Origin of the sequence: Vibrio sp. 05-20-BW147 (genome assembly GCF_013369385.1) — a bacterium.
Classification (GTDB): Bacteria; Pseudomonadota; Gammaproteobacteria; order Enterobacterales; family Vibrionaceae; genus Vibrio; species Vibrio floridensis.
Genome location: NZ_SZTO01000002.1, coordinates 20,017 through 32,437, shown reverse-complemented (window position 1 = coordinate 32,437; position 12,421 = coordinate 20,017). Strand labels below are relative to the sequence as shown.

Sequence of the window (12,421 nt, the reverse complement as noted above, 5' to 3'; positions counted from 1 at the left end):
TTGATTTCTTAGTCCATTAAAAAGCGCGATACGACGGACAACATCTGTTCTGGACGAAATGGCTTCACCAGCCACGCTTTTGCCCCCGCTTTCTTACATTCTTCCATCAGATATTGCTGCGTCTCGGTAGTGAGCATCACGATGGGCGTAAAACGGTACTTGGTGTGCTGCTTGACTTGTTTGATGAAGTCGATGCCGTTCATGTTTGGCATGTTGACGTCACTAATGATCAGATGGATTCGCTCGCCGTTTAAACGTTCCACCCCTTGCACGCCATCTTTTGCTTCAATGACGCTAAACCCAGCTCCCGTTAGCGCAATACTCACCACTTGTCTGAGTGACTCCGAATCATCGACGATTAAAATGTTTTTCTTCATTTATTTGCCCTGCTCATGAAACACAATGACCTCCCCTCCTTCTGCCCATGCAGAGGATGCGTTTTCGGTTCGATTCGCGATGTCATTGAGACGCTGTTGTAACTCAACGCAGTGTTGCTGCCATTGCTGTTCATTCAATGTCGGTGAAGCGTGTTGATATTGTTCTGAAAGGTCGAGCACCCCTTGCTGGAGTTGATGACAGGTGTCAGCAAACTGCAGCAAGGTAATCAGACGGTTTTGATGTGCTTGTATTTCGTCAATCTGTGTAGGATTTAATGAATAAGGTGGATTTAGCGAAACCAGCGGTGACGTACATTGATTAATTGTTGTTAGTAGCTCAGCCACTGCAGTTTCAGAGAGATCGATCGAACGTTTAAGCTGCTGTTGTTGAAATGGGATCATCGAATGCCGTAACCACTGCAGCTGTTTTCCTTCTACGTCATGTTCTTTCCTATCCTGAGCAATCAGTACTGTGATGACCATCGAAGCGATAAGCGCACTCATCGCAGAAAGCAGGTTGAACCCAACCATCAGAGATATCACCAACCAATTTGCCAACGCTATCTTTGCCAACAATTTGAGATGCGCGGTCATAGTCCACCATTAAATTGATATGCTTATAAATAGCCTAGCGTATAAAAACTAGAGTGGCAGAAAATTTGCCTGCGGTGTCGATGGATGAGATGGTTAGGGAGTGCAATAAAGAAAGACTGCGAGATCAACTTAGATGCAAGAGACCTAGCAGCCTTGTCATTGGCGAAAATCAAACCGGTGTGTCGACTGTCGATAATTCCGCGAGTGCGCTTAAGGTTAGTGGCTTGTGGAAAAGGTAGCCCTGCAGACGATCGCAGCCTAACTGATGAAGACGAATCTGTTGTTCCACCGTTTCTACCCCTTCTGCCACCACCGCGATACGATTGGAATGGCCAATCGCCACGATGGTTTTAACCAAGCTTTCGCTTTGCTCGCTACTGAGCATGTTATTGACAAAAGAGCGATCAATTTTGATTTCACTGATAGGTAGAGCGTTGAGATAGCTGAGTGACGAGAAACCTGTGCCGAAATCATCAAGAGAAATGTGAAATCCCAAATGACGGAGTTCCTCTATGATGGGTTTGACATTATCTAGCTCTTCGATAAACACGTTTTCGGTCACTTCTAAGGTGATCAAACGACTATCCATATTAAATTCGCGCGTTACGCAATAGACGTCATTAACAAAGCCTTTCTGAATAAGCTGCTTCGGCGATATGTTAATTGACACCGGCAAGGTCCTACCTGTCATTTTCGATAACCACTTCATGTCAGAACAGGCTTTTCTCAACACAAAATCACCAATAGTCAATATTTGTCCTGAAAGCTCAGCAATACGGATAAACTTCAATGGCGAAACCGAACCTAAATAACCATTTGTCCAACGACACAATGCTTCAACGCTTTCTATTTCCCCAGTTCTAGGGTTCACTTGTGGCTGATAGTAAAGTTCAAGCTCTTCTCGCTCAATCGCGTACTTAAGCTCATCTTCCAACAAGAAATCATACTGAACCTGTTCATTGATGCTCTGGTCATAAAACATCACCTGTCCCTTGTGATGCATCTTCGAGCGGAACAAGACAATATCTGCATTGCCGATCAACTGCTCCGCATTGTCGCCATCTCTTGGATACATGGCGACACCGATACTGCATGAGGTGGACACTAATGCACCGTGCAAAATAAAATGTTCCCTTAACGAACTACGCACGCTTTCCGCCAGAACTTCCGCTTGTTGATGGTTCTCGATATCACCAAAGCAGAAAACAAATTCATCACCACCAAAACGGGCAACACTGTCGGTTGGACGCAATAGGCTACTAAACTTCTCCGCAACTTTAAGTAACAGCTCATCCCCCACTTTATGACCGTGTTGGTCATTGACCTTCTTAAAGTTATCGAGATCGACAAACATGACCGCAAGGTGCTTGCCCGTTTGCTGGCAACGCTTCATCCCCGTGACGATTTGTTCTTCCAGCAATGAACGATTTGGCAATTTGGTGAGTGAATCATGTTTCGCTTGGTACGAAAGCAGCTTCTGACTCTGTTCTAGTTTTTTGAAATCATGACGAATACGCTTCTGATATTGATTAAAACGTTTACCAATGTAGTGACTAACCGCGAGCGAAAGCGAGGCTAGGATAAATGCTAAAAGTAGACACAACGTTAAGATTTTAAACAACTCAGAACGGTTACGTTCTTTTAGTTCTCGAGCCTGTTTCGCTATAAACTTTTCAATTTCTGACAAATAGAGACCACCACCAATCACCCATCCCCATTCAGGCATGAGCTTGACGTAACTCATTTTCTCTCCATCAGCAACCTCTCTAGGAACATAGGCCGAGGTATAACGGACAAAGGCAGCGTTTGGCTGGTCGGTTTGACTCAGTTCATTGAGAAATAGCTGAACGAGATCTGGTTGATTGATGTTGACTAGACTCCGATCGATATGGGCGATCGTTTCCCCCTCTAAATTGAGGACAAAAATATAACCATTGCGATCAAAACGGAACTCAGACAGCCATTGGAGCATGCGTTTTTGAATGTAGGCTTCTACATCAACAACGTATTCCCCTGTACCGATAAACCAATCGTAGGGAGCAAAATGTTTCGCGTAGCCGACTTTTTGAAATTCCTCTTTGCCATAACCTGGCTTTTGAAACCACCAACTTAGGAAGGTCCCGCCATCCGTTGAGGCGCGTATCTTTTTAATCATATCTTGGGCGACAAAGCTACCTTGGGCATCTTGCATTCCCAACACGGATGTTTGCTCTAACTCTGGACGTAAAGGGTGCATGATTGCGGTGCCATCCATCCGATAGATGAAATAATAACCTCGCCCTTCGTTGAAACGAACATCCCTTAGTGCGTCCATCACCAGTTGGATAACGTCACTTTGCGGAAGGTGGATGTTGGCATTGTAAATGCTTTGAACAATCTGATACGCCTCCAGAGTCCTCGCTTTGACAGACTCTTTAAGAAGAGGGAGGGCTTGACTACGCTCATATTCAAGCTGTTGGTAAACACTTTCTACTTGCCTAGCCACATCCGCTTTTTGACTGTCGGTAAAGTCCTGTCGCAGAATGTCCACCAGTTGATGTGTTCTAGTATTGTTGCCACTCACAACCATCACCACCAGCACCAACATAAAAATCGTGACAATACCTAGCGGAATGATGCGTATAAGCCGCAGTATTTTTTGATCTGAAATCGAATGCACGTTTCCTAACGCTCCAGCCTTAACGTTGTATGCAATAAGCCGATGAAGTATCCCTATCTCTTTCGTCTTAGTGTTGAGACTTTTTTCTCTAACGCTTAAAATCGCATCGGCTTATTTTCCAACTTATATTTTTTAGTTATTTTCTTTTAAGTCAATAACATCACACGTTATGAATATTGATAACAGTCCTATTACTCAACATTGCTACGCGGGTCATACCTTTTATCTAAAACGCGATGACTTGTTGCATTCTCATTTCACGGGTAATAAGGCCCGAAAATTCATGCAGTTATTATGCATGGATTTACCTCATGTCAATACATTGATCAGTTACGGCTCTGCCCAAGCCAACTCCCTGTACTCCCTCGCAGCACTCGCTCGCATTAAAAAGTGGCAACTCGAGTTTTATGTTGATCATCTTCCTGAATGGCTCATAGAACGCCCACAAGGCAACTATCGCGGTGCATTGGAGCTGGGTGCTAAGATCATCGAAGTCTCTAAGCTTGCGCCAACGTTTCATCCTCGCGACTACATTGATCATGTTCGTAAGCCTGATCCACACTGTTACGTTGTGCCTGAAGGTGGGCGCTTTGCGTTGGCAGAGGAAGGCATTAAACAACTTGCCCTTGAGCTGTTGGCTTGGTCTCGCTTTGAACCCAAGCAACAATTTGCCGTGGCATTGCCGTCGGGTACGGGTACGACCGCCTTGTATCTGCACAAGTACCTCAAACCGCATAACATCGATGTTGTCACCTGTGCGTGTGTCGGTGGCGACGAGTACTTAACGTCACAATTTGCCGAACTCGGTGAACCAGATCATCCCACTATTCTTACACCAACAAACAAGCACCATTTTGGAAAACTCTACCAAGCAGACTATGAGATCTGGCAATCGCTGCTCAAGCAGACAGATATCGAATTTGATCTGCTTTATGATCCATTAATGTGGCGCTGCCTTTTGCCTTGGTTAGAACAACATCCAGATAAAACGTTACTCTATGTCCATCAAGGCGGATTGCTTGGCAATGAATCGATGCTGCCTCGTTATCAACGTAAATTCCCACCAAACGGTAATTAAACAGAGATGCCCCTCAAATTACTCACAAATGTTACAAAAATACGCTGTATACTTTACAGCAACTTAACCCCATCTCATTAGGGCATCTCGTTGGCAAAAATATTATTTTCGCAGTGGTTTCCTGGATTTGTCGCACTGAAACAGTACCAGAAAGAGTGGCTAGTCGATGACATTCGCTCAGCCTTTTCCGTTGTTGCCGTTGCGCTTCCCGTCGCGATCGCCTACGCACAATTAACAGGCGTCTCTGCGATTGTGGGACTTTACTCCTGTGTTCTACCTATGCTGGTTTACGCATTGATGGGCACGTCTAGACAGCTCATTGTCGGCCCTGATGCGGCCACTTGTGCGGTGATTGCTGCAGTGGTGACACCTCTCGCTGCTGGTGACCCGACGAAACACTGGCAATTGGTTATGACCATGACGGCGATGACGGGAATTTGGTGTGTTTTGGCCAGCCGTCTGAAACTTGGCATCCTCGCGGACTTTCTCTCTCGCCCCATTTTGCTCGGCCTGCTCAACGGTGTCGCCTTAACCATTATTGTTGGCCAGTTTGCGAAAGTCGTCGGCTGGAAATATGAGCAGCGTTACCTACTGGAGCGTTTATGGGAAGCGCCCCAGCGTCTCGCAGATTTGCATTGGCCAACGTTACTCCTCAGCCTTGCAACTGTGGTGGTCTACTTACTGACCAAAAAATTCAAGCCAGCATGGCCTGCTGCTATGTTGGCAATTTTGGTTACCACGGCATCAGTATGGTTACTGCGTCTACAAGAAATAGGCGTATCAGTGGTGGGGATCACCCAAGGTGGATTTCCTAACTTTCAAACACCCGAGTTCGATCTCGGCGTCACGCGTGAGTTGGTCGTACCTGCGCTCAACCTCGCCATGGTCAGCTTTGTGAGTATGATGTTGACAGCACGAAGTTTCGCCGCCAAGAATGGCTATGATATCGATGCCGATAAAGAGTTTCGCGCGTTGGGGTTTGCCAATCTCGCTTCCGCATTTTCACAAGGTTTTGCCATCAGTGGCGCGGATTCTCGTACTGCAGTGAACGACGCAAACGGCGGTAAGTCTCAGTTGGTGTCCATCATCGCAGCGATTACCATTGCGATCATCGCAGTGTTTATCTATCAGCCGTTGCAGTTCATTCCTATAGCTTCACTCGGCGTTGTTTTGATTATCGCTTCGCTATCCCTACTGGATTTGAAAGGTATTTGGACGTTACGGAAACGTGATAAAGACGCTTTTTACCTCGCGGCGATCACCTTTGTTTCAGTGTTGGTGGTTGGCGTGATTCCCGGCATTACTTTGGCAGTGCTATTGGGTCTCTTCCAATTTTTGCGTATCGTTATGCGCCCGAGCGATCAACTCCTTGGCCTTGATGAAGAAGGCACCATTCGAACAGTAGACAGCACAGGAAAAGCCTCTCCAATTCCCGGAATGGTGATATATCGTTTCAACTCGCCACTCACCTACTTTAACGCCCCCTATTTCAAGCGTCGTCTTCTTGAGCACACCGAGCACAGCAAAGATATCGGGTGTGTTGTTGTAGACGCGGTATCGAGCTTTACCCACTTGGATTTAAGTGTGATGGCCACACTCTCGGACGTTCATGAAACTTTGAAAAAGCGAGGCATACGTTTAATACTCGCCGGACGAAAACGAAGCCTTCGTCAATGGTGTGAGGTGTCCGGGATCAGTACCACTGAAGGGGGTATTTTGCTGCGTGCCGATATGTACCTTGCGATAAAACTCAGTGGCTGCTATCTCAGTGCAGTAGGTGAAGGACAAGTTCCAAACGTGCAAAGAGAACCCGACCTGGAAGAACCACCTAAACCTATTCCGGAAGTCGCTTAATACAAAGACAAGACTTCCGATGTAACTCACCTTAGCGCACAAATGAAAAACCCCAAACACAGTTTGGGGTTCCAGATAAATCGCTATATCAATCAATGCGTTTGGCTTTTCTTCCACACGACAAGCTCTATCCAAATCGCTTCTAGCTCGCTGATTTCCTCTTCAGTCAAAAGCGCCAAGGTTGACGTGGTGTGAGACGCTGCACTTGATTGCAGTGAATAAATTTGCGAATAAAAATCCTTTTTTAATTGCGTCTTAATTGTATCCACTCTGATTACCTATCAGTATCTCACGATTAATTCATATAATTTTCAAAAATGATAACAGCTTGCATGATAATTGCACAATTAATTGCTTATTATGGAATAATTGTCACATTCTTTTTGTGTGAATATTTCGGATCGAAATAACAAAGAAAATGATCAAAATAACGACAGGAAAGATCCAAAGTAATAATGTACTGCTATTTATTGGCGGATTATATAACACCATATTGCCATATCGGCTGGTCATAAAGTCCACCACTTCTTGATCGCTTTTCCCATCATTTATTTGGCGATACACAATAAAACGCAGATCTCGCGCCACTTGCGCATTCGACTCAAGCAGATTCTGATTCTGGCATTGGGGGCAGCGCAATTCCTTGGATAAACGTATTGCTCTCTCTTGCAGCTCGACACTATGAAACTGAAACAAATCAACGTGATTAGAGCTTGTATTCTCGTTCTGTGCCTGACTAGAGAAAGAGACAAAAGCAATGAATAAGACAATCCATGTCGATAATAACGTTCTATTTAAAATACGTAGCAAAATGTTTATTCCACTGTTTTTGATCTAATTTACCTCGAAATTTGATCATTATTTCCCCATTAGGGTTTATTAAGTAGGTTTCCGGAGTGCCAATCACGCCAAAATCGATTGAGACGATCCCGTCTGGATCATAAATCACCTTGGAATAAGGGTTACCTTCACTTTCCAAATAGTCCAACGCTTCTCGCTTATTATCACGATAATTTAAGCCAATCACGTCAATACCCTGCTGTTTAAGCGACATAATAAACGTATGCTCATCTCGACAAATCCCACACCAAGATGCCCAAACGTTCATCACACGGTATTGATCGGAAATAAGATCTTGCGTTGTGATCGTATTCGCCGAAAAAAGATCTTTTGCGTCAATATTGGGCAAAGGAATCACAGTGGCAGGCGTTGTGTGACCAGCATTTTGTCGTTCAATGCCCAAGACTGCGGTAAACGTAACGATGCCGACGATGCTCACCAACACAAGCAACTTAATAACTTTGTTGTTCACAGTAGCGCTCCACCTTAACGCGTTGCTGAACTGGCTGTAATGCAGTGAACACCGCAGCAACAACCATCAAACCACCTAGCCAGATCCACCAAATGTAAGCACGGTATTGGATCTTCAACGCATAGGCTTTAAGCCCGACTTTCTCACCCAGAGTCAGGTAGTAATCCCCATGCCAAAAAGACTTGATAGCGGGCTCTGTCATGTTCATAACCCTCACCGGATAATGCCGTCTTTCGGGTAACAATTGAAATTGCCTATCGGCGAGGATGAGTGAGACCGACGCTCGCTCTGCGGTGTAGTTTGGTCCAATGGACCAGTCAATACCCTGATAACGAATGGAAAAGCCATCGAACTGATGGTACGAGTCTGGTTCCACACGAACATTTCGTTCAAACGAATGTTGGGCATTCATCATCGCGCCGAGGCACACCAATGCAATACCAATATGAGAAAGCACCATTGGCAGTTTTTGGCGCCTCTTTGTTGGTGGCATAACAAACAATAGCCGAAGGTGACTGACGATCACCCAAGTCGTAACACACCAGAACAACAAAGTCATCGGCACCCATACCTGCACTTGCAGCACATAGAGCATGGCACCGAGTACAGCGGAGAGCACAAACTCCGTCAAAACGCGCTTACGTCGCTGAAACAGTCCTTGCTGCCATTTTAGTAACGGCCCCCATCCCATTGCTAGCAGCCCTAAAAGGCTTAATGGCGCAATCATCGTATTGAAATACGGTGCGCCCACTGAGATGGTACCAAGTCGCAACAGCTCATAAATCATTGGGTAGAAGGTGCCAAGGAACACGGTACTGGTTGCGATCAGTAACAATCCCATCGCCAGCAGCGTAAGGTATTGGCGACTTAGCCAATGGGTAATGGCTTTAGCGGGAATGCTATCGCTTTTGAGGATCAATAACGCAAAAGTGAGTAGAAAAATGAACGCCATGACCAGCAAAAGTACAATACCTTTGGTTGGATCCACGGCAAAAGCATGCACCGATGTCAAAATCCCCGAGCGGACAATAAACGTACCGAGAACACTGAAACCAAAGGTCAAAAACGCGAGCACATAGCTGGATTTATTGACCCCACCTTGCCGCATTGATTGCACAAGTGTGTGTAACAAGGCGGTTGCTGTTAACCAAGGTAGCAAAGAGGCATTTTCAACCGGATCCCAGAACCACCAACCGCCCCAACCTAATTCATTGTATGCCCACCAGGAGCCGACAATAATGCCTAAGGTGAGAAAGCCCCACGCAACCATCGCCCAGTCACGGCCTGCCTGAAACCAATGATGGATGGCCGATGGCTGTAACAACGCCGCCACGCCCAACGCTAGGATAGAAGCGAAACCAACATAACCAAGGTACAGTAGCGGAGGATGCAAAATGAGCCCAACATCTTGCAACATTGGGTTGAGATCGCGTCCATCACTAGCCAGTGATGGCGCGTACTCGAATGGGTTCGAAGTTAACAGAGTAAACCAGGCGAAAATGGCGGTAAGCACGAGCATTACCGCAATATAATCGGCTTTATACTGCGATGAGAACTCATCACGAGATCGAATCAAGCAAGCCCACAAACTTAAGGTGACGACCCAAAACAGCATCGAGCCTTGATGTCCTCCCCAACTTGCCGCAATTTTAAAGATCACGGGTAATTGGCTGTTGGAATGGCTTGCCACATAAGCCAATGCGAAATCATCGGCAACAAAAGCAAGAATCAGATACAACAAGGAAAAAGCAGAGCTGAGCGCCACTAAATACCCACAACCCAACATTAATGCGAGGGGTGTTTGCTTCGATAACAGTCGATTCATGGCATGCAATATCACTGCGAAGCTACTGCCGACTGCCGCAAAAATCAGGCAAATTAGGCCCAGTTCTGCCTCCATCTATACTCCTTAATTAGACAACCGTCATCTGGCCAGCGTACAAAATAAACGTACGCAGCATCAAAACGCCAACCATGCTAAGTGTCGTGACCACAAAAATATAAGCATGTTTATGCCTCACTTCGGCTGGTACTAACCAGTTGAGTGTCAGCGGTAGCAACATACCAATCAGCACCACACCAACCCAAAACCACTGCGCCCAAAATCCACCAGAGATAGCATTCCAAGCCGCCATTTCTGCTTGTCCACCCGCAAAGATCAACCCAGTAAAGAAGGTGACCAATACAAACAACTCAAACAAGACCACAGGACGCTCAAAACCATGTACCCAACTGACACTTGGATCTTTCACTGACTCTTTAAACACCAAAATACCGAACATCAAACACGCGGCAGCGCCTGAAGACAAACTGGAGAAAAGAAACAGCAGTGGCAACACCGGATTATTGAGCATCGGATAGGTTTTCAATGCAGACAGGAGGAAACCCGTATAAGCTGCGAGCACTAACGCCAAAAAGGCTAAGAACCACTCGATGCTGTTTTCAAAACGCTTGAACCAGGTCAACAAGCCATCAACAAAGGTCAACTTATCACCGAGAAAATCAACGATCGTTTTCTGAAAGATAATCCCAATCCAAACAAACAACACAGCCATGTACACTTGGAAGAGAATAACCCCCATCGACATAACGGAAGTTGGATTGTAGAAAATCATGATCTTCCAAAACTCAAGAGGTTTGGTTAAGTGGAAAATCAAGATCGTTAAACCCGAAATGATGCCAAACGGCGCCAGCCAAGCCATCGCTTTCATGATGCCATTTTGTGCTGGATCGCCGACAATCACCTTGCGTTTTAAGTACACAGTGATCATCACCGCTCCTGCAGACATACCGGCAAGGAAAAGATAGATCGCAATGATCCAATCCCAGACCAGAGAATCAAAGTGGAATGCAGATTCAAATCCGTTCATGCTACACCTCCCCTTTTTGATGTGGGATTTTGAATAATTTGGGTTTCGTGCCTAAGTGCACTTTATCTCGGTAATAGACCTTGTCAGTCAATACTCGATTCACGTCACTTTGCGGATCATTTAAATCACCAAAAATCAGTGCCTTAGTTGGACAAGATTCCACACAGGCGGGTAGTTTGCCTTGAGCCAAATTGGTGTCACGACAGAAATTGCATTTGTCGGCCGAGTGATCCACTGGGTTAAAGAAGCGCACTTGATAGGGACACGCGGCAAGGCAATAGCCGCAACCGACACATTTTTCTTTGTGTACATCCACGATGCCGGTTTTTTCATCTTTGTACGCCGCACCGGTAGGACACACGTAAACACAAGGTGGGTTTTCACAGTGTTGGCAAGATTTACGGGTGAAACGGTAATCGACATTCGGGTACTCACCGTGCGGCTCACTGCGTATGATCTCCAATCGACTCACACCTTCAGGAACCTTATTCACTTCTCGGCAGGCATCGGTACAAGCCGTACATCCGATACAGGCGGTCTCGTCGTGGATCATGCCATAACGAGTTGCTTGGCCCTTATCCTCTTCCGCAAATGCTAAGCGCCCAGTCACCATAGAAGTGCCAGCAATGCCCGTTGTCATGATCAACGCGCCACCACCAGCAAGGAAATTTCGTCTTGAACAACTCATATTACCTCTCCTCTTCTTTCTGGTTAAAGTCAGAGTGGCAATCCACACACATCTTAATTTTCTCTTTACGCTCCAAACCCAACACTTTGGCTTTATTGGCATGAACATCATGACAATTCGAGCAAGTTAGATTTTTCGCGTGCACATCATGGGTCCAGCTATCTGCTTGTAGATACTGAGGTTGGTGACAGTCGGTACAAGCGCTGTTGGCTTTCAGAATAGCACTGGTGTCCATGAACACTTTTTCCGTACCTTGTTTAGATTGCGCAGAAGAGTATTTAGTAACAAGGGGTGCGCCCTCTCGATGGTCTGGTCCAATGTTGTTGTGACACTCCGTACAATTCACTTCTCGGCCGAGAATTTTATGCGCATCTTCACCATGAGAACCAGAAAGTGTTTCCTTCGAGTCCTTATGGCATTGAACGCATTTGTAATCACGGTCACGGATCAGTTCAACCTGGAATCGCGACGAGTCAGTGGCTTCTGTCGCTACAGAAGTGTCTGCTATCGCTGAGAATGAATAGCCATAGAAAGAGAATGCGAGAATAGATTTCAGCATTATGACTATGGCCAATTTTATATTGCCCATTTTATCCTTTCCTTATCCAAATAATAATTGAGAATCATTTTCAATTATTTCTTTGGTGATAAATTAATTCCTTCGAAATAACACGATTATTTCAAATGACATCAATTCTTATTTCGGAAAAGCCACAACGCTATACCTAAAGATAATCATACAACTACTACTCTTTAGTAGTACCTAATATTTGCTTAAAAAGAGATATTAATCACCCTATTTACTCTTTGTTGTTAAGCTAACTGTTTGAGTTAAAAAACAATAGAACTACCCCTTTGGGGGTATATTGAATTTATCGTGACAGCGGTCACCTGCCTAAATTGATCTAAGACAATGAATATATTTTCGCCAATTTTTTTCTAAATGTTACTGACCTAATATAAACATCAGATCTCCAATTCTTATTTGG

General features: G+C 45.3%; 12 protein-coding genes. 2 read left to right on the top strand and 10 right to left on the bottom strand.

Annotated elements, in window-relative coordinates; genetic code table 11:
• Nucleotides 1-8: 8 nt before the first annotated feature.
• The 3 genes from FC652_RS01505 to FC652_RS01495 form a co-directional block, all read right to left on the bottom strand.
• Complete coding sequence (locus FC652_RS01505) at nucleotides 9-377, bottom strand: response regulator (protein WP_176297221.1); 369 nt, start codon at nucleotides 375-377, stop codon at nucleotides 9-11.
• A complete protein-coding gene (locus tag FC652_RS01500) occupies nucleotides 378-971 on the bottom strand; it encodes a hypothetical protein (RefSeq protein WP_176297220.1) in 594 nt (197 codons plus the stop codon).
• Between the two features lie 169 nt (nucleotides 972-1,140).
• Nucleotides 1,141-3,630 (bottom strand): cache domain-containing protein, encoded by a 2,490-nt coding sequence (locus FC652_RS01495; protein ID WP_369597873.1) that lies wholly within the window; start codon nucleotides 3,628-3,630, stop codon nucleotides 1,141-1,143.
• Nucleotides 3,631-3,799: 169 nt separating this feature from the next.
• Here FC652_RS01495 and FC652_RS01490 point away from each other — a divergent pair, with 169 nt between their 5' ends.
• Together FC652_RS01490 and FC652_RS01485 are read left to right on the top strand one after the other, a co-directional pair.
• Nucleotides 3,800-4,708, top strand: a complete 909-nt coding sequence (locus tag FC652_RS01490) for a 1-aminocyclopropane-1-carboxylate deaminase/D-cysteine desulfhydrase (protein WP_176297219.1) — start codon at nucleotides 3,800-3,802, stop codon at nucleotides 4,706-4,708.
• Between the two features lie 90 nt (nucleotides 4,709-4,798).
• Entirely contained in the window at nucleotides 4,799-6,562 is a 1,764-nt protein-coding gene (locus FC652_RS01485) for a SulP family inorganic anion transporter (protein WP_176297218.1), read from the top strand.
• 92 nt (nucleotides 6,563-6,654) lie between these two features.
• Here FC652_RS01485 and FC652_RS01480 read toward each other — a convergent pair whose 3' ends face one another.
• From FC652_RS01480 to nrfB, 7 genes are all read right to left on the bottom strand, one after another.
• Nucleotides 6,655-6,831 carry a hypothetical protein gene (locus FC652_RS01480; protein WP_176297217.1) on the bottom strand — a complete coding sequence of 59 codons (177 nt, stop codon included), beginning with the start codon at nucleotides 6,829-6,831 and terminating at the stop codon, nucleotides 6,655-6,657.
• 103 nt (nucleotides 6,832-6,934) lie between these two features.
• On the bottom strand, nucleotides 6,935-7,372 hold the full coding sequence (gene nrfF, locus FC652_RS01475; RefSeq protein WP_176297216.1) for a heme lyase NrfEFG subunit NrfF: 438 nt from the start codon (nucleotides 7,370-7,372) through the stop codon (nucleotides 6,935-6,937).
• The gene (locus tag FC652_RS01470; protein WP_038940255.1) at nucleotides 7,353-7,874 is read right to left on the bottom strand and encodes a DsbE family thiol:disulfide interchange protein; all 522 of its coding nucleotides are present in this window, start codon (nucleotides 7,872-7,874) and stop codon (nucleotides 7,353-7,355) included. The genes nrfF and FC652_RS01470 overlap by 20 nt, the downstream gene beginning before the upstream one ends.
• Nucleotides 7,855-9,774, bottom strand: a complete 1,920-nt coding sequence (locus tag FC652_RS01465; protein ID WP_176297215.1) for a heme lyase CcmF/NrfE family subunit — start codon at nucleotides 9,772-9,774, stop codon at nucleotides 7,855-7,857. The genes FC652_RS01470 and FC652_RS01465 overlap by 20 nt, the downstream gene beginning before the upstream one ends.
• A 13-nt stretch (nucleotides 9,775-9,787) precedes the next feature.
• Complete coding sequence (nrfD, locus tag FC652_RS01460) at nucleotides 9,788-10,744, bottom strand: cytochrome c nitrite reductase subunit NrfD (RefSeq protein ID WP_176297214.1); 957 nt, start codon at nucleotides 10,742-10,744, stop codon at nucleotides 9,788-9,790.
• A gap of 1 nt (nucleotide 10,745) precedes the next feature.
• Nucleotides 10,746-11,432: a cytochrome c nitrite reductase Fe-S protein gene (nrfC, locus tag FC652_RS01455; protein ID WP_176297213.1), complete on the bottom strand. Its 687-nt coding sequence runs from the start codon at nucleotides 11,430-11,432 to the stop codon at nucleotides 10,746-10,748.
• Between the two features lies 1 nt (nucleotide 11,433).
• Nucleotides 11,434-12,021, bottom strand: coding sequence for a cytochrome c nitrite reductase pentaheme subunit (gene nrfB, locus FC652_RS01450; RefSeq protein WP_176297212.1), 588 nt, complete (start codon nucleotides 12,019-12,021; stop codon nucleotides 11,434-11,436).
• Nucleotides 12,022-12,421: the final 400 nt, after the last annotated feature.

Excerpts from the sequence above, each read along its gene's own strand:
- FC652_RS01505 (WP_176297221.1), bottom strand. The coding sequence starts at position 377 with ATGAAGAAAAACATTTTAATCGTCGATGATTCGGAGTCACTCAGACAA.
- FC652_RS01500 (WP_176297220.1), bottom strand. The coding sequence starts at position 971 with ATGACCGCGCATCTCAAATTGTTGGCAAAGATAGCGTTGGCAAATTGG.
- FC652_RS01490 (WP_176297219.1), top strand. The coding sequence starts at position 3,800 with ATGAATATTGATAACAGTCCTATTACTCAACATTGCTACGCGGGTCAT.
- FC652_RS01465 (WP_176297215.1), bottom strand. The coding sequence starts at position 9,774 with ATGGAGGCAGAACTGGGCCTAATTTGCCTGATTTTTGCGGCAGTCGGC.
- nrfD (WP_176297214.1), bottom strand. The coding sequence starts at position 10,744 with ATGAACGGATTTGAATCTGCATTCCACTTTGATTCTCTGGTCTGGGAT.
- nrfC (WP_176297213.1), bottom strand. The coding sequence starts at position 11,432 with ATGAGTTGTTCAAGACGAAATTTCCTTGCTGGTGGTGGCGCGTTGATC.
- nrfB (WP_176297212.1), bottom strand. The coding sequence starts at position 12,021 with ATGGGCAATATAAAATTGGCCATAGTCATAATGCTGAAATCTATTCTC.